Source organism: Streptomyces sp. NPDC091289 (assembly GCF_044757365.1).
GTDB lineage: Bacteria > Actinomycetota > Actinomycetes > Streptomycetales > Streptomycetaceae > Streptomyces.
In genome coordinates, this window is sequence record NZ_JBIVUT010000010.1 from 77,473 (window position 1) to 93,049 (window position 15,577).

The following is a 15,577-nucleotide window of genomic DNA, read 5'->3' on the forward strand; positions in this document are numbered from 1 at the left end:
TTTCCACGGCACGCCGTTTTTCGCGGCACACGGAACGGCCGAAGGGCCGCACCCCAGGGGGTTGGACGCCACCTGACGCGGGGTGCGGCCCTTCGTGCCGTCCGGCGGCCGGAGACCTACGCTGGAAGCATGTACGCCCGACGCAGGCGGAACTACTTCCTCATGATGGGCGGATGCATCGCGCTCTTCGTGTCCGCCTGGGCCGTGGTGCGCCTGTGGTCCGTGCCGGTCGCCGTCGGCATGTGCGTGGTCGCCATGGTGATCCCGCCGGTCGCCGCGATGATCGCCAACCGGCGTGGCCCGGAGGACCGTTGGTGGGACGACCCCTCCGGGGACCCGAAGTCCGACGAGTGGTGGGACGAGCTGGACGGCAAGAAGCGCCACTGAGTCGTCGGTGTCATCAGTAACCGAGCTGTCCCGTACTAGTACACGAGCGCCTGGGTGCCGTCCGTCATGGCCTCCTGCACGAAGACCTGCGCCCCCGCGATGCGTACGCCCTCCAGCACGTCCTTCTCGGTGATGTCGCGCCGGGCCGCGCACTGGGTGCACAGGGTGATCCGGCCGCCCGCCAGGATCGAGTCCAGCAGGTCGGGCAGCGGGGCGGCGTGCGGCAGTTCGAACTCGGCGGCCCGGCCCGGCAGCGCGAACCACGAGGACTCCCCGGTCAGCCAGAGCGAGACCTCGACACCGCTGGCGACGCCCACGGCCGCCACGGTGAAGGCCTGCGAGCAGCGCTCGGCGGCCTCGGGCCCGGCGGTCACCTTGATCACAAGCTTCTTCGACATATGCCGAACTGTAATCGTCCGGAAGGCAACCTCCTTGCTGACCTGGGGGTCACTTGTGCGCGCGGGTAAGGGAACCCGCGCTTCAGGTCTCTTGGGGGGACCCCTTTTGGAACCGAACGACACCATTCCTGCCGCGCCGGAAGGGCCCGCACCCGTGCCGGCCCCGCCGGCAGAGCCGCCCACGCAGGCCGATGTGCCGACGCAGGCTGAGCCGCCCGCGCAGGCCGATGTGCCCGCGCAGACGGATCCGTCCGCCCCGGCCGACGGGCCCGTACGCCGCCGGCCGCGCGGCCGTACGACGCTGATCATCGCGGCGGCGGCGCTGCTCGGGATCTCGGGCGGGGCGGCGGTGGGCTACGGCATCCAGGCGGAGCGGGCACCGACGCCGCTGACCGCCCTGTCGCAGCCCGGCCTCGGCTACCCGGCGAAGCCACTGGCTGCCGACCGGGCCCCGGCCCCGCTGTCCGCGGCCGAGGACCGGCAGGTCAGGACGGACGGCGACCTGCGCAAGCTGCTCGTCGACCGGCCCAAGGGCGCGAAGAAGACGCTCACCGGCGAACTGGGCCCCGAGGAAGGCTGGGAGCCGCTCGGCCAGTATGCCGAGGGCTACTACAAAGACCCGAACTACATGTTCGAGTCGCTGGCCGGGTTCGGGCTGCGACGGGTGGCGTCGGTCGCCTGGCAGCAGGGGCAGCACCGCGAGACGTCCGTCCATCTGATCCAGTTCCGGCCGAGCGTCGTGCTCGGTGCGTCCAGCCACATCGCCGACCAGATGTCGTACATGCCGCGCGACGAAGGGGGCGCGGGCAACCTGGGCGATCCGATCAAGGGAAGCCGCGAAGGCCGCTATTTCCTGTACAAGGTCGAGCGGAAGGCCGGCTATCTGCCCGCCTACCGCGCCAGGGCCCTGGCCGTGCGCGGTGACATCGCGCTCGACATCAACATCCACGACACCGTCCCGATCAGCAAGAAGGACATCCGGACGCTGGCCGAGCGACAGCTGGAGCGGCTGTGAACGACGACGACACGCGCCCCGTGACCGAGGCGACCGGGACCGGTCCGGCCGAGCCCGACGCCGCGCCCGCGCCCGCACCCCCGCCCGCATCCGGCCGAGGGCGCCGGGTGGTGCTGGCCACGCTGCCCGTCGTCCTGGTGCTCGGGGCGGTGGGCGGCGCGGCCGCCTACACGAAGAACACCGTGGACACCGCCGACCGGACGGTCACGACGACCGTCTGGGACGAGGACCACGCCCCCGCGGGCAAGGATCCGGCGGGCGAGCCGTCCCGGGGCCGCCACGACAGCGAGCTGACCAAACTCCTGCTCCCGGTGCCCAAGGGCTACCAGCTCGGCCCGGACATCGGCGGGCTCGGCAACGACAGCGAGACGAGCGGCGCGAAGGCCACCGCCGCGATGAAGGAGATGGGGCGAGGCCTGGCCGGGAAGGACCGCCGCGCGCTGAACAAGTCCGTCGAGAAGCTCCGGGTCCGGGGCATCGCGCAGCGCTCGTACGCCTCGGACGCCCATGACCTCGTCGTGAACGTCCAGATCGTGAAGATGCAGGACAAGCGAGCGGTCCGCGAGACATATCTGACCCGCAAGAAGCTGCTGGACGGCATCGACGCGTTCCGCAAGGGGCCGTCGGTCGACGGCCACAAGAAGGTTTCCTGCTACCGGCTGCCCAAGGGCGACAAGGACACCCTCGACGGCGTCATCTGCGTCGCGTACGACGGAGAGACCTCGGTCACCGTGAACGCGAGCGGCAGCAAGCCGTTCAGCCCGTCCGACGTCGGGGACCTGGTGAAGGACCAGCTCGACCACATCGTGTCCCCGGGGGAGTACATATGAGCGAGCAGACGGTGAACCCCGAGGCGACGGCGACGCCGGAGGCGGCAGCGGCACCCGAGCCGGCGGCCACGCCTCCCCTGTCCGAGGCCCCGCCCGAGGCCCCGCCCACGGCCGCCCCCGAGGCGACCGGCACGCCCGCCGACGCGTCGCCGAAGCCGCCCCGGCGGGTCCTGCGCGCCGTGGCGCGATGGACGGCCGCCGCGCTGGCGTTCGGGGTGTTCGGCACCGGTACGGCCTTCGGGATCGCCTCCCTGGAGCGGACGGATGTCCCCGGGCTCGCCACCGAGGGCGACGGCCGCTGGGACTACCCGGAGCTGACGCTGCCCCCGCTCCCGGCCGGTTCGCCCCGGCCGTTCGGGGCCAACCCGGCCGAGACCCACCACGCCGACCTGCGCGACCTGCTGCTGCCGGCCCCCGCCGGAGCGGTGCCGGACAAGAAGCTGACCGGCGGCTGGATCTCCACGGAGACGTATCTCGACGCCTACCTGCCGCAGCACCGGAAGGCGGTGTCCCAGCTCCTCAAGGACTCCGCTCCGCGGCACATCGCGGCCCGTGGCTGGACCATGCCGGACGGCACGACGTCCCGGATCTATCTGGTGCGGTTCAACTCGACGGCGTTCGCGAGCCGCATGCTCGACGACCTGAACGTGGGCTCTTCGGCCGGTACGCCGCTGGACCGTACGGACACGGACACCACGGAGATCGACAGCAGCTGGAGCTCGGCCAACGACATCGAGAACCTCTCCTCGTTCGTCTTCGCCGAGCAGGCGCCCTTCGGGGCCGAGCACGTCCGGCTCGCGTACACCCTGGCGGGGGACACGCTCGCCCTCGTCGTGCACGAGCGCGCCGGGAAGCGGGAGACGGGCCGGATCCCCTTCCAGCAGACGCTGATCCTGCAGAACCAGCTGCTCGCCTGAGACCCGCCGCGGCGGCCTCCGGCCGACACCTGGACGAGAAGGCCGGGCCCCCACCCATTAGGCTGGGGGCCCGGCCCTGTACTGCCGCCACCCGCTCGTCACGAGGAGCCCCCTGTGCTTGAGGCATTCTTCACCGCCCTGCTGATCCTGGTCTGCGTCGGCGTCACCGCCTTCGCCGCGATCACCGTGAAGAAGCTGTACCAGGGCCAGCGCTGACCTCGCCGTCCCACGGTTCCCGCCCACCCCTCGCACCCTCACAGATCGTCTGAGCCGCTCATGATCGAGATTCCGTCCGACCTCCACCCGGACCTCGTCCCGCTGGCCTTCCTCCTCGGCAACTGGGCGGGCGCGGGCGTGTCCGACTTCCCCGGCGCCGAGAAGTGCAACTTCGGCCAGGAAGTCACCTTCAGCCACGACGGCCGTGACTTCCTCGAGTACGTCTCCCACACCTGGGTCCTGGACGACGAGGGCAAGCAGGTCCGGCCGCTGGAGACGGAGTCCGGCTACTGGCGCATCGACAAGGACCGCAAGGTCGAGGTCGTCATGGCCCGCGACCAGGGCGTCATCGAGATCTGGTACGGCGAGCTGGCCGACCAGAAGCCGCAGATCGACCTGGTCACCGACGCGGTGGCCCGTACGGCGGCCTCCGGCCCGTACAGCGGCGGCAAGCGGCTCTACGGGTACGTCAAGAGCGACCTCATGTGGGTCGGCGAGAAGGCCACCCCCGAGGTCGAGCTGCGCCCGTACATGTCGGCGCACCTGAAGAAGGTCGTCACCCCCGAGGAGGTCGCCGAGATGGCGCGGAACCTCGAGGACATGCCGGACGACGGCATCGCGTTCTTCAAGTAGAGGCAAGTAGAGGCACCACAGGTGTTTGACCGCACGCCTAGACTGGGCGTGTGGTGAGCACCGACTGGAAGACCGATCTTCGGCAGCGCGGCTATCGGCTGACGCCCCAGCGTCAGCTCGTCCTGGAGGCGGTCGACGCCCTGGAGCACGCGACGCCGGACGACATCCTGTGCGAGGTGCGCAGGACCGCGTCCGGCGTGAACATCTCCACGGTGTACCGGACCCTGGAGCTCCTGGAGGAGCTCGGTCTGGTCAGCCACGCGCATCTGGGGCACGGCGCCCCTACGTACCACCTGGCCGACCGCCACCACCACATCCACCTGGTCTGCCGGGACTGCAAGGACGTCATCGAGGCGGACCTCTCCGTCGTCGCCGAGTTCACCGAGAAGCTCCGTGCCGACTTCGGCTTCGAGACCGATATGAAGCACTTCGCGATCTTCGGCCGCTGTGCCGCGTGCACGGCAGCCAAGAAGGCAGCGGAGGACGCCTCCGCCAAGTCGTAGGCTGGGCGCATGAAGAGCCCCCTGCTGTCCCTGCCCGGTGCCGTTCCCGCCGAAGGCCGCGACGAAGGCGTCGCCGCGCATTACGGCGACCTGTTCCGCGAGCAACGCGCCCTCGCCGACGGCAACGGCTTCGTCGACCTCTCCCACCGGGGCGTCGTCACCGTCACCGGCGGCGACCGGCTGGCCTGGCTGCACCTGCTGCTCACCCAGCACGTCAGCGACCTCGCCCCGCACCAGGCCACCGAGGCGCTCATCCTCACCGCCAACGGCCACATCGAGCACGCGATGTATCTGGTGGACGACGGTACGACGGTGTGGATGCACGTCGAACCGGACACCCAGGACGACCTGATCGCCTACCTGGAGTCGATGAAGTTCTTCTACCGGGTCGAGGTCGCCGACCGCACCGAGGACATCGCGGTCGTGCACCTTCCGGCCGGCTCCATCGCGGAGGTCCCGGACGGGGCGGCCGTACGGGAGACCCCGCAGGGCCGCGACCTGTTCCTGCCGCGCCCGGAGCTGGAGGCGTACGCCGCCGCCCACGGGCCCGCCGCCGGGATCCTGGCGTACGAGGCGCTGCGCGTCGAAGGACACCGGCCGCGCGTCGGCTTCGAGACCGACCACCGGACCATCCCGCACGAGCTGGGCTGGATCGGCAGCGCCGTCCACCTCCAGAAGGGCTGCTACCGGGGTCAGGAGACCGTGGCCCGCGTCCACAACCTGGGGAAGCCGCCGCGCAGGCTCGTCTTCCTGCACCTGGACGGCAGCGAGGTGCACCTGCCCGGACACGGGACGCCGGTGCGGCTGGCCGCCGACGGCCAGGAGGGCCGCCAGCTCGGCTTCATCACCACCTCGGCCCGCCACCACGAGCTGGGCCCGATCGCGCTGGCCCTGGTCAAGCGGAATGTGGCCGTCGACGCGGAACTGATCGCCGGGGACACGGCGGCGGCCCAGGAGACGGTCGTCGAGCCGTAGGAGCCCCCTTCCGGTGGCGTACGGCTACACCTCGATGATCACCGTGAACGGGCCGTGATTCGTGAGCGAGACGCGCATGTCCGCTCCGAACCGGCCCGTCTCCACGTGCGCCCCCAGCTCCCGCAGCCGCGCCACGACCTCGTCCACCAGCGGCTCGGCGACCTCGCCCGGCGCGGCGGCGTTCCAGGTGGGCCGGCGGCCCTTGCGGGCGTCCCCGTAGAGAGTGAACTGAGAAATCACCAGGAGGGGCGCATGCACATCCGAACAGGACTTCTCGCCCTCCAGGATGCGCACCGACCAGAGCTTGCGGGCCAGCTGCGCCGCCTTCTCCGGGGTGTCGTCATGGGTGACCCCCACCAGCACACACAGGCCCTCACCGACGATCTCCCCGACGACTCCGGGGGCCGAGGGGTCGTCCGTCGCACCGGCGACGGAGACGCTCGCGCCGTCCACTCTCTGTACCACTGCACGCATACAGACCAACCTATCTTGGGCTGAACGGGTACAGAGCACCTGCATCGGCACGGTGCGGAGTGGCACGATGCACGATGTCGGTGTGCCGACGCACCGGTCGAGGGGACGGAACAGCATGAGTACATATGGAGCCGGACAATCTCCCGGTGCCGTACCGGGCGCACGTCACCGCACCAGCACCCTGCGGTCACCCGTACAGCGCAGTCTGCCAGGGCAGGGTCCCGTACCCCTGCCGCCGCCCGCCCAGGGCCCCGCGTCCGGACCCGCCTCCGGACCCGCCTCCGGACCTGCCACCGGGCCTGCTTCCGGACCTGCCACGGGGCCTGTCTCCGGGCCTGTCTCCGGGCCCGCCACTGTGCCCGAGCAGGCCGGCGGCGACGCGGGCTTCGGCGGGCTGCGGCTGCCGGAGCTGCGGACGCTGCGCCGGGACGCCCAGCGCGACGAGGCCGATATCGGTTACGTACGCCGGCTGGTGCAGGGGCGGATCGACATCCTGCGCGCCGAACTGGCCCGCCGCCGTGACCCGGAGGCGCCCGTGGAGGACGCGGCGGTGGTCGACCGGCTCTCGGAGATCCTGGCCGACACCCCGTCCCGGCACCGCTCCTCCGCCCGGCACGTCACGCTGCGGACGCCGCGCGGCGACGAGTTCCGGCAGCTCGCCGCCGAGACCCTCGCCGAGGTCGAGCTGTCCGATCTGGACGCCCGGACGGACGAGGAACTGCACACGGCGATGGGGCGGCTCGTCCGCTACGAACAGCAGGTCTCCCGGCGCCGTCACGAGCTCCAGCGCACCGCCGACGATTGCAGCGCGGAGATCGCCCGCAGGTACCGTGACGGTGAAGCACAAGTAGACGACCTGCTCGCCTGAAGCGATCCTTCCGGGCGCGGGTCCCGCACCCCCGTCCCCGGAAGGCCACCATGACGTCGACCGACGCCCCGTCCGCCATATCCTCCGCCCCGGTCCCCGCTCCGCCCGTCCTCGCCGAGGTCGTGCGCTCCGGGTTCACGGAGGGGCACCACCGGGGGTCGCTGGTGCTGCTGGCCGCCGACGGCAGCGTGGAGCGGGCGATCGGCGATCCGGCGGCGCCGGTCTTCCCCCGGTCCTCCAACAAGCCGATGCAGGCGGCCGCGATCCTGCGGGCCGGCCTCGACCTGTCGGGCGAGCGGCTGGCGCTGGCCGCCGCGAGCCACTCCGGGGAGCCCTTCCACCTCGACCTCGCGCGGAAGATGCTCGCCGAGCACGGACTGAGCACCGCCGACCTGCAGACCCCGCCGGACCTGCCGCTGGACCCGGTGGAGGCGGAGGCCTACCTCGCGAGCGGGAACGTACGCGAGCGGATCACGATGAACTGCTCCGGCAAGCACGCGGCCATGCTCGCCGTCTGCGTCCGCAACGGCTGGGACACCGCGACCTACCTCGACCCCGCCCACCCGCTCCAGCAGCTCGTGGGCCAGGTCGTCGCCGAGGCGGCCGGCGAGCCCGTCGCGGCGCTCGGCACGGACGGCTGCGGGGCCCCACTGATGGCGATCGGGCTGACCGGGCTGGCCCGCGCCTTCCGGTCCTTCGTGCTGGCCGAGCCCGGCAGCGCGGAGCGCCGGGTCGCGGACGCGATGCGCGCCCACCCGGAGTACGTCGCGGGCACCCGGCGGCCGGACACCTGGCTGATGCGCGCGGTGCCGGGGACGCTCTCCAAGATGGGCGCCGAGGCGGTCCAGGCGGTGGCCCTGGCCGACGGCCGGGCCCTCGCCTTCAAGATCGACGACGGGTCCGTCCGGGCGCTCGGCCCGGTGCTGGCCCGGGCCCTGGAACTGCTGGACGTGGACGCCCCGGTGGTCGCCCGGATCGGGCGTTCGCCGCTGCTCGGCGGGGCGGCGGAGGTCGGGGAAATTCGGGCGACATTCTGAGGCGCGCGTGCCTAGCGTGGGGGAATGAGCCTTGAAGTCCGTACCGTCACCGCGTCCGAGACCGCCGACTGGATGGGGGCGGTGGGGAACGGATTCCTGACACCGGGCACACCGGGCGAGGAGGTCGTCGCGGACAAGTTCGCCGACGCCGATCTCTCCCGTACGCAGGGCGCGTTCGAGGCGGGGCGCTGCGTGGCGACGTTCCGCTCGTTCGCCCAGGAGCTGACCGTGGTGGGCGGGGCCACCGTGCGGGCCGACGCGATCACCGGGGTGACGGTGACGCCCACGCACCGCCGGCGCGGACTGCTCAGCCGGATGATGGCGACGGACCTGGCGGCGGCCAAGGAGCGCGGCGAGCCCCTCGCCTCGCTGATCGCCGCGGAGTACCCGATCTACGGGCGGTTCGGCTTCGGCCCCGCCACCTGGAACACCGTGTGGGAGGTCTCCGTACACCGCGCCGGCCTCGACCCGCGCCGTTCCGGGCAGCCGGCGGGCGGCGGCCGGATCGAGATGGTGGACGGCGCGGACGTCCGCAAGATCGGCCCCGAGGTGCATGCGGCGCTGGCGGCCCGGCAGCCGGGCGTGGTCAGCCGGGGCGAGCGCTGGTGGCGGCAGCGCACGGGGGTCGCGCCCCGCGCGGACCACGACACGTGGGTCGAGCCCTTCTACGTGGTGCACCGCGCCGCCGACGGCACGGTCGACGGCCTGCTGGTGTACGGCGCGGACGACAAGTGGAGCGACGCCAAGCAGCCGCTGAACACCGCTTCCGTACGGGACCTGATCGCGCTGAACCCGGCGGCTGAGCGGGCCCTGTGGCACTACGTCTGCTCGATCGACTGGATCACCACGGTCCGCTCGGGCTACCGCGCCCCCGACGACCTGCTCCCGCTGCTGCTCCCCGACCCGCGCGCGGCGCGGATCATCACCGACACGGACTGGCTGTGGCTGCGGATGCTGGACGTGCCGCGCGCCCTGGAGGCCCGGACCTACGGCACCGAGGCGTCGCTGGTCCTGGAGGTCCGGGACGACGCGGGCCTGGCCGGCGGCCGCTTCCTGCTGGACGCCTCACCCTCCGGCGCGCGCTGCGTCCCGACCACCCGGAGCGCCGATCTGGCCCTGGGGGTGGGGGAGTTGTCCACGCTGTATCTGGGCGATGAGTCCGTGCGGCGGCTGGTGGACCTGGGCCGGGCCGAGGAGCTGCGGGCGGGTGCGGCGACAACGGCGGACGCGGCGTTCCGTACGGGCCGGCGGCCGTGGTGCCCGGACGTGTTCTGAGGTGACGGGCGGCGCTGATCCGGAAGACGCCGAGGGCACCCACGCCCCGGGCGGCGAGGTCAAGTCCGCTTGAGGTCAAGGGCGTACGCTTCATGGTCATGAGCGGAGAGAAGGCCGGGAGCGCGTCCGAGAACGACCCCGGGAACGGAGTCGGGAGCGGAGTCGGCAACGATCCCGGGAGCGATCCCGAGGGCGGCGTCGACGGGCAGACCGCCGGCCACGCGCGGCAGCGTCGCCGGGCCCAGGCCCAGGCCCCGGCCCCGGCCGCGGCCCCGGCCCAGGCTCCGGCCTCGCCCCGGGCCCCGGCCGCGGCGCCGGTCGGTCTGCGGGAGCGCAAGAAGCAGCTGACCTACCAGGCGGTCTCCGAGGCGGCCATCGCGATGTTCCTGGAGCGCGGCTTCGACAAGGTGTCCGTGGCGGAGGTGGCGGCCGCGGCGGACATCTCCAAGCCGACACTGTTCCGGTACTTCCCCGCCAAGGAGGACCTGGTGCTGCACCGGTTCGCCGACCACGAGGACGAGCCCGCCCGGGTGGTCGCCGGACGCCCCTCCGGCGACAGCCCGCTGGACGCCCTGCGCCGCCACTTCCTCGACGGCCTCGACCGCCGCGACCCGGTGACCGGCCTGTGCGACGTGCCCGAAGTGCTGGCGTTCCTCCGCCTGCTGTACGGAACGCCGTCGCTGGTGGCCCGCATGTACGCCTACCAGGGCCGCTCCGAGGCGGCCCTCGCCCGCGCCCTCGGCGGCGGCGCGCCCGAACGGCTCGCGGCCGGGCAGATCATCGCCGTCCTGCGCATCCTGGCCCTGGACAACTGGCGGCGGATCGACGCGGGGGAGAGCGCGGACCGGGTCTACGCGGGCGCGGTGCAGGCGGCCGAGCAGGCGTTCGTCCAGCTGCGGACAGGGCTGGAGCCCCGGCCGCGCGGCTGAGGGGGGCGATGGGGGCCGCCGGTTCGGCAGTGAGGCTTCGGCCGCTTCGCGGTGGCGGTCAGTCGGCGAGCAGGGCAGCGGTCAGCGCGCGGCGGTGGTCCACCAGCCAGGACTGGTGCCGGTCCCACACCGCACGCCCGCTTACGTCGTACACCGCTGTGTACGCCGGGTCGCCCCGCTCCACCCGCCGTTCGACGAACGCCCGGCACACCGCGGTGGCCCGCTCGATGACCCGAGGCAGGGCGGCACGGTCCGCGCGCCCCAGTCCGTAACCGTCGGCCAGGACGCGCAGGCGGTGCGGCGGGTCGAGACCGGCACGTCCCCGCATCGGCACCCAATAGCGCGCCGCCATGGCCACGTCCCACACCGGCCGGCCGGGCGCGGCCAGATCGAAGTCGATGAGGGCGGCGGCCCGACCGCCCCGGAACACCACGTTCTCCAGGCACACGTCGTTGTGGCAGACCACCGCGCCGGGAGCCGTCGCCCCCTCCGGATCGGCCAGGTCGCAGGGCCAGCCCACCCCACGGTCGAACGGAACGGCCGCCGTCGCGTCGTGCATCCGCCGGAGCAGCGCCCCCACGGAGTGCAGGGCCTCATCCGTCCAGGCCCAGGGCGGATGCGGGGCGATGGCGACCTCGCCGGGGACGTACGAGAGCCGCTCGCGGTGCCCCGAGGCGGAGACGCCCAGGGGTACCGGCACGCTGTCGAATCCCTGCTCCCGGAGGGCCCGGAGGTGGGCGTGCAGGACGGCGACGTGCGGTGGGGCAGGGCGTTCGACGGCGTCGCCGTGGCGGAGGACGGCTCCGGCGTTGGCCAGCCCGCCGGGCAGCACCTCCGGTTCCCGGCCCACGGCGTCCGTCACCGCCGCGCCCCGGTGTCCTGCGCGTACGCATACTCCGCGCACGGCCCCAACGCCCGCCGAAGGTCGGCCGGTTCGTGGTAGAGGACGCCGGTCATGCCGAGGGCGGCGGCCGCGTCGACGTTCTCCTGGCGGTCGTCGACGAACAGGCACCGTGCCGGCGGTACGCCCGCCCGCTCGGCAGCGATGCGGTAGATGGCCGGGTCGGGCTTGGCCACCTGCTCCAGCGCGCTGCTCACGACCGCGTCGGCCAGGTCGGTCAGGCCCAACAGGGCCAGATCGGCGTCCAGTTGGAGGGTGGCGTTGGTGACGATGACCAGGGGGACATGGGTCCTGGCCCGGCGCAGCAGGGACACCACCTCCCCGTCGGCCCGGAACGGCGCGTCCGCGAGGGCCCGGCCCAGTTCGCGGGCCCGGTCCGCGCCCACCCGCTCCGTGAGCCCCGCGGCGATGGACTCCACCCAGGCGTCCGGGGTGATCCGGCCCAGGAGCAGCGGGAGATCGACCTCCGGCGCGTAGGCGACGTCCGTCGTGGTGCCTTCCGGCAGTCCGGCGGCCCGTTCCAGGGCGGCGAGCGGGGCGGTGTCGTAGAAGCGGACGACGTTGTCGAGATCGCAGAGCACGGCGTCGAAGGCGCGCCCGGCGGGGGCAGGCGCGAGAGCGGGGGAGAGAGCGGGGGAGGGGGCGGCTCCGGTCGGGGTGCGGTCGTTGCTGCCCGGGGCGTGACGCGTGCTGATGGCTGGCCTCCTACGGCGGCTTTCGATGCGGTGGTGAGGCGCTGTGGTGGTGCGGTGCTGCGTGGTCGACCATAAACGGCCGCCGGACCGTTCATGGCCGACCACAACCGCCCCTTCGGGCGGCCTGCGGGGCGGCACGCGTCACCGCGCGCCCCACACTTGGAGGCGGGCCGGCCGGTCAGCCGGTCAGCGCCCGCCAGGTCACCGGGCCGGCCTCGCCGTCGGCCACCAGGCGGTTGGCGCTCTGGTAGGCGCGTACGGCGCTCGTGGTGACGGAACCGAACCCGCCGTCGACCGCCAGCCGTGCGCCGCGCTTGTTGAGCGCGGTCTGCAGGGCCCGGACGTGGGACCCGCCGCCGCCCTGCCGCAGGGTGTACACGAGCACCGGCCAGGTGGCCGGGCCGACCTGGCCGTCGGCCGCCAGCCCCTTGGAGCGCTGGAACCGCTTGACCGCCTCGGCCGACACGGACCCGTACTGCCCGTCGGCGACGAGCGCGTGGCCGCGTTGGGTCATCAGGTGCTGCATCACGACGACGGTGGCACCGCTCGCACCCGGGTCGATCCTCGACCAGCCGCCGGCCAGGTCCACACCCCGGGCGGCCAGGAAGCCGACCGGGTTCACCGTGGTGCCGAGGCTTCCCGTGTGCGTCTCGAAGTGCAGGTGGGGTCCGGTCACATTGCCGGTGGCGCCCATGTCGGCGATCCGCTGTCCGGCCGTGACCTTGGCGTTGAGGGCGACCCGGTAGGCGCTGAGGTGCCCGTAGTACGTGTACTGGTTGCTGCCGTGCGCGATCACCAGGGCGTTACCGGTCCGGCCGGGCAGGCCCCCGCCCCACGACCGGCGGACGACCGTGCCCGCCGCCGCCGCGTGGACGGCGGTCCCCGTGGAGTTGCTGACGTCCTGGCCGGCGTGGGACGCGCCGCCTCGGGGCGCGCCGTAGTGGCCGCCGGCCGGGAACCGCCCCAGGGCGGGATTGGCCCATGCCCCGTTCTTCGCGGACGCCGTTGCCGACGCTGTCGCCGTCGCTGTCGCCGTGGAGGCCCCCGCCGACAGATTCACGGCGAGCACGCCCAGGCCCAGCCCGGCCAGCAGCCCCCGACGGGACAGTCCGTGGACCGGGCCCTCCGCGTCCACCGGCAGTCCGGCCGGCGTGGCGGTGGTTGCACAGGATCGGCACATCAGGTCTCCCTCGAAGCGGGTCGGCGCGTGGCGTGGGGCGAGCGGGATACGAGGATCTACCCGCATAGACGGTAGGCCCGGCCGGCGGTCCTGTCAGGGGCCCACGGGCCCACCGCTGGGCCCAACGCGCGGATCGTTTCGCCGAGTTGAGCGTGCGGATGCCCCTCCGGTGCGCCCCGGCCGGAGCATCAGGGCCGCGACGACGAAGGCCGCGACGAGAAGCCCCGCGCCGACGGTGAACGCCAGCCGGTAGCCCCCGGTCAGCGCCTCGTCCGAGGGGAGTCCGGCGGCGCCGAGCGCCTCGGTCCGGCCGGCGGCCAGGGTGGACAGGACGGCCACGCCGAGCGCCATGCCGATCTGCTGGGTCGTGTTGAAGAGGCCCGAGGCGAGCCCGGCGTCGTCGTCGCCCGCGCCCGACATGCCGAGCGAGGTGAGCGCCGGGAGCGCGAGCCCGAACCCGGCCGCGAGCAGCATCACGGGCAGCAGATCGCTCACGTAGTCCGCCCGCACCGGCAGCCTGGCGAGCAGCCCGAGGGCGGCGACCAGCAGCCCGATCCCGGTCAGCAGGACGGCCCGCTCGCCGAACCGGGTGGCGAGCCGCGCCGAGAACCCCAGCGAGACGACTCCGATGACCACGGCGGCCGGCAGCATGGCGAGCCCGGTGGCGGCGGCCCCGTAACCGAGGACCTTCTGCAGGTAGAGCGCCATGACGACCTGGAACGCGAAGAGCGCGGCCACCATCAGCATCTGGACGAGGTTGGCGCCGGACACGTTCCGCGAGCGCAGGATCCGCAGGGGCATGAGGGGGGTGTGCGCGGTGGCCTGCCGTACGACGAAGGCGGCGAGCAGCGCGAGTGCGAGGCCGCCGAGGCCCAGGGTGTGCGCCGAGAGCCACCCGTACGACTCCACCTCGACCACGGTGTAGATGCCGAGCATCAGACCGCTGGTGACGAGCAGGGCCCCGAGCACGTCGGCCCCGGCGGCGAGACCGGGGCCCCGGTCGGCGGGCAGGACGCGCCGGGCGACGAGGAGGACGGCGAGGCCGATCGGCAGGTTGATGAAGAAGATCCAGTGCCAGTTCAGGGCGTCCGTGAGGACACCGCCGAGCACCTGGCCGATGGAGGCCCCGGCCGCGCCGGTGAAGGAGAACACGGCGATGGCGCGGGCGCGTTCGGCGGGTTCGGTGAACAGGGTGACCAGGATGCCGAGGGCCACCGCGGCGCTCATCGCGCTCCCGAGGCCCTGCGCGAATCGGGCGGCGATCAGTACGGCGGGCGAGGAGGCGGCCCCCGCGACCAGCGAGGCGGCGGTGAACAGCACGGTCCCGGCCAGGAACATCGGCCGGCGGCCGATCAGGTCGCCGAGCCGGCCGGCCAGCAGGAGCAGGCTGCCGAAGGCGATCAGGTAGGCGTTCACCACCCAGCTGAGCCCGGCGGGCGTGAACCCGAGGTCGTCCTGGATGGCCGGCATCGCGACGGTCACGATCGAACCGTCGAGCACGATCATCAGCATCCCCGTGGCGATCACGCCGAGGGCGAGCGCCCGGGTCCGGGCTGTGGGTGGCGGTGGCGGCGGCTGCGGCGGGCGGTGCGCGGAGGTGGGCAGGGCGTCGGCAGACATGGGTCCACTCCTGTCGATGGAGGCGACGACAGGTGTGACCGTAGCAGATGGTTTTGTTGCGGACTATCTCTTACGGTCCGCCCGGCTTCCTACTTCGCTGTCTGGCGCGCCCGGCGCACCGTGCGGGGGCTCTCCACGGGCGTGGCCAGATGTCCGGCGGCCAGCGCGTTCAGCGCCTTGAGCAGGGCGGCGCGGTCGTCCGCGCCCAGGGCCCCCAGGGCCTCGTCGTGGACCTGGTCGACGATGGTCTGGCTCTGCTGCGCGAGGGTGGCGCCCTTCTCGGTGACCGCGATGATCCGGGCGCGCCGGTCCCGGCTGGAGGGTCGGCGCTCGGCGAGCCCGGCGCTCTCCAGCGCGTCGACCGTCACGACCATCGTGGTCTTGTCCATGTCGCCGATCTCGGCGAGCTGGATCTGGGTGCGCTCTTCCTCCAGGGCGTGGACCAGGACGCAGTGCATCCGGGCGGTGAGCCCGATCTCGCCGAGCGCCGCCGACATCCGGGTCCGCAGGACGTGGCTGGTGTGGTCGAGGAGGAAGGAGAGGTCGGGGGCGGTGCGGGTGGGTGTCATGGCGGTCATGGCATCCAGCGTAACCATTCGATCCGTGATGGATCATCCGGAAAGGGATGTTCGGCGGCTACCGGCGGCTACCGGCGGCTTCCGGTGGCTTCCGGCGGTGGAGCGGCCCGGCGCAGCTCCGTGCGATGCGGTGCGATGCGGTGCGG

Annotated in this window: 18 protein-coding genes; 11 read left to right on the plus strand and 7 right to left on the minus strand. The window is 73.0% G+C overall.

Going from position 1 to position 15,577, the window contains the following annotated elements; genetic code table 11:
- The first annotated feature begins 129 nt into the window (after positions 1 to 129).
- Positions 130 to 387 carry a DUF3099 domain-containing protein gene (locus ACIQPT_RS15060; protein ID WP_401156068.1) on the plus strand — a complete coding sequence of 86 codons (258 nt, stop codon included), beginning with the start codon at positions 130 to 132 and terminating at the stop codon, positions 385 to 387.
- A 35-nt stretch (positions 388 to 422) separates the two neighbouring features.
- Here ACIQPT_RS15060 and ACIQPT_RS15065 read toward each other — a convergent pair whose 3' ends face one another.
- Entirely contained in the window at positions 423 to 785 is a 363-nt protein-coding gene (locus tag ACIQPT_RS15065) for a DsrE family protein (protein WP_401156070.1), read from the minus strand.
- A gap of 193 nt (positions 786 to 978) precedes the next feature.
- Between ACIQPT_RS15065 and ACIQPT_RS15070 the strand changes: the two genes are divergently transcribed.
- From ACIQPT_RS15070 to ACIQPT_RS15095, 6 genes are all read left to right on the plus strand, one after another.
- Complete coding sequence (locus tag ACIQPT_RS15070) at positions 979 to 1,800, plus strand: hypothetical protein (protein WP_401156071.1); 822 nt, start codon at positions 979 to 981, stop codon at positions 1,798 to 1,800.
- The gene (locus ACIQPT_RS15075; RefSeq protein ID WP_401156073.1) at positions 1,797 to 2,630 is read left to right on the plus strand and encodes a hypothetical protein; all 834 of its coding nucleotides are present in this window, start codon (positions 1,797 to 1,799) and stop codon (positions 2,628 to 2,630) included. The genes ACIQPT_RS15070 and ACIQPT_RS15075 overlap by 4 nt, the downstream gene beginning before the upstream one ends.
- Positions 2,627 to 3,547, plus strand: coding sequence for a hypothetical protein (locus ACIQPT_RS15080; protein ID WP_401156075.1), 921 nt, complete (start codon positions 2,627 to 2,629; stop codon positions 3,545 to 3,547). Before ACIQPT_RS15075 ends, ACIQPT_RS15080 begins: the two co-directional genes overlap by 4 nt.
- Before the next feature lie 276 nt (positions 3,548 to 3,823).
- Entirely contained in the window at positions 3,824 to 4,396 is a 573-nt protein-coding gene (locus tag ACIQPT_RS15085; protein WP_401156077.1) for an FABP family protein, read from the plus strand.
- Between the two features lie 50 nt (positions 4,397 to 4,446).
- Positions 4,447 to 4,899 carry a Fur family transcriptional regulator gene (locus tag ACIQPT_RS15090; protein WP_401156079.1) on the plus strand — a complete coding sequence of 151 codons (453 nt, stop codon included), beginning with the start codon at positions 4,447 to 4,449 and terminating at the stop codon, positions 4,897 to 4,899.
- A gap of 9 nt (positions 4,900 to 4,908) precedes the next feature.
- On the plus strand, positions 4,909 to 5,874 hold the full coding sequence (locus ACIQPT_RS15095; RefSeq protein WP_401156081.1) for a YgfZ/GcvT domain-containing protein: 966 nt from the start codon (positions 4,909 to 4,911) through the stop codon (positions 5,872 to 5,874).
- A 24-nt stretch (positions 5,875 to 5,898) separates the two neighbouring features.
- Here ACIQPT_RS15095 and dtd read toward each other — a convergent pair whose 3' ends face one another.
- Positions 5,899 to 6,348 carry a D-aminoacyl-tRNA deacylase gene (gene dtd, locus ACIQPT_RS15100; protein ID WP_401156082.1) on the minus strand — a complete coding sequence of 150 codons (450 nt, stop codon included), beginning with the start codon at positions 6,346 to 6,348 and terminating at the stop codon, positions 5,899 to 5,901.
- A gap of 115 nt (positions 6,349 to 6,463) precedes the next feature.
- Here dtd and ACIQPT_RS15105 point away from each other — a divergent pair, with 115 nt between their 5' ends.
- The 4 genes from ACIQPT_RS15105 to ACIQPT_RS15120 all read left to right on the plus strand — a co-directional run bounded on the left by ACIQPT_RS15105 (position 6,464) and on the right by ACIQPT_RS15120 (position 10,457).
- Entirely contained in the window at positions 6,464 to 7,216 is a 753-nt protein-coding gene (locus ACIQPT_RS15105; RefSeq protein ID WP_401156084.1) for an ABC transporter substrate-binding protein, read from the plus strand.
- Positions 7,217 to 7,266: 50 nt separating this feature from the next.
- On the plus strand, positions 7,267 to 8,253 hold the full coding sequence (locus ACIQPT_RS15110) for an asparaginase (RefSeq protein WP_401156085.1): 987 nt from the start codon (positions 7,267 to 7,269) through the stop codon (positions 8,251 to 8,253).
- A gap of 24 nt (positions 8,254 to 8,277) precedes the next feature.
- Complete coding sequence (locus ACIQPT_RS15115) at positions 8,278 to 9,528, plus strand: GNAT family N-acetyltransferase (protein ID WP_401156087.1); 1,251 nt, start codon at positions 8,278 to 8,280, stop codon at positions 9,526 to 9,528.
- A gap of 323 nt (positions 9,529 to 9,851) precedes the next feature.
- Complete coding sequence (locus ACIQPT_RS15120; protein WP_401156349.1) at positions 9,852 to 10,457, plus strand: TetR family transcriptional regulator; 606 nt, start codon at positions 9,852 to 9,854, stop codon at positions 10,455 to 10,457.
- 58 nt (positions 10,458 to 10,515) lie between these two features.
- On the opposite strand, the gene ACIQPT_RS15125 is transcribed toward ACIQPT_RS15120, so the two are convergent.
- The 5 genes from ACIQPT_RS15125 to ACIQPT_RS15145 all read right to left on the minus strand — a co-directional run bounded on the left by ACIQPT_RS15125 (position 10,516) and on the right by ACIQPT_RS15145 (position 15,431).
- Positions 10,516 to 11,319 carry a phosphotransferase enzyme family protein gene (locus ACIQPT_RS15125; RefSeq protein WP_401156089.1) on the minus strand — a complete coding sequence of 268 codons (804 nt, stop codon included), beginning with the start codon at positions 11,317 to 11,319 and terminating at the stop codon, positions 10,516 to 10,518.
- A complete protein-coding gene (locus ACIQPT_RS15130) occupies positions 11,316 to 11,939 on the minus strand; it encodes an HAD-IA family hydrolase (RefSeq protein ID WP_401156091.1) in 624 nt (207 codons plus the stop codon). Before ACIQPT_RS15130 ends, ACIQPT_RS15125 begins: the two co-directional genes overlap by 4 nt.
- Before the next feature lie 292 nt (positions 11,940 to 12,231).
- A complete protein-coding gene (locus ACIQPT_RS15135) occupies positions 12,232 to 13,233 on the minus strand; it encodes a peptidoglycan-binding protein (protein ID WP_401156093.1) in 1,002 nt (333 codons plus the stop codon).
- A gap of 93 nt (positions 13,234 to 13,326) precedes the next feature.
- Positions 13,327 to 14,853, minus strand: a complete 1,527-nt coding sequence (locus ACIQPT_RS15140; RefSeq protein WP_401156095.1) for an MFS transporter — start codon at positions 14,851 to 14,853, stop codon at positions 13,327 to 13,329.
- 89 nt (positions 14,854 to 14,942) lie between these two features.
- Positions 14,943 to 15,431 (minus strand): MarR family winged helix-turn-helix transcriptional regulator, encoded by a 489-nt coding sequence (locus tag ACIQPT_RS15145; protein WP_401156097.1) that lies wholly within the window; start codon positions 15,429 to 15,431, stop codon positions 14,943 to 14,945.
- Positions 15,432 to 15,577: the final 146 nt, after the last annotated feature.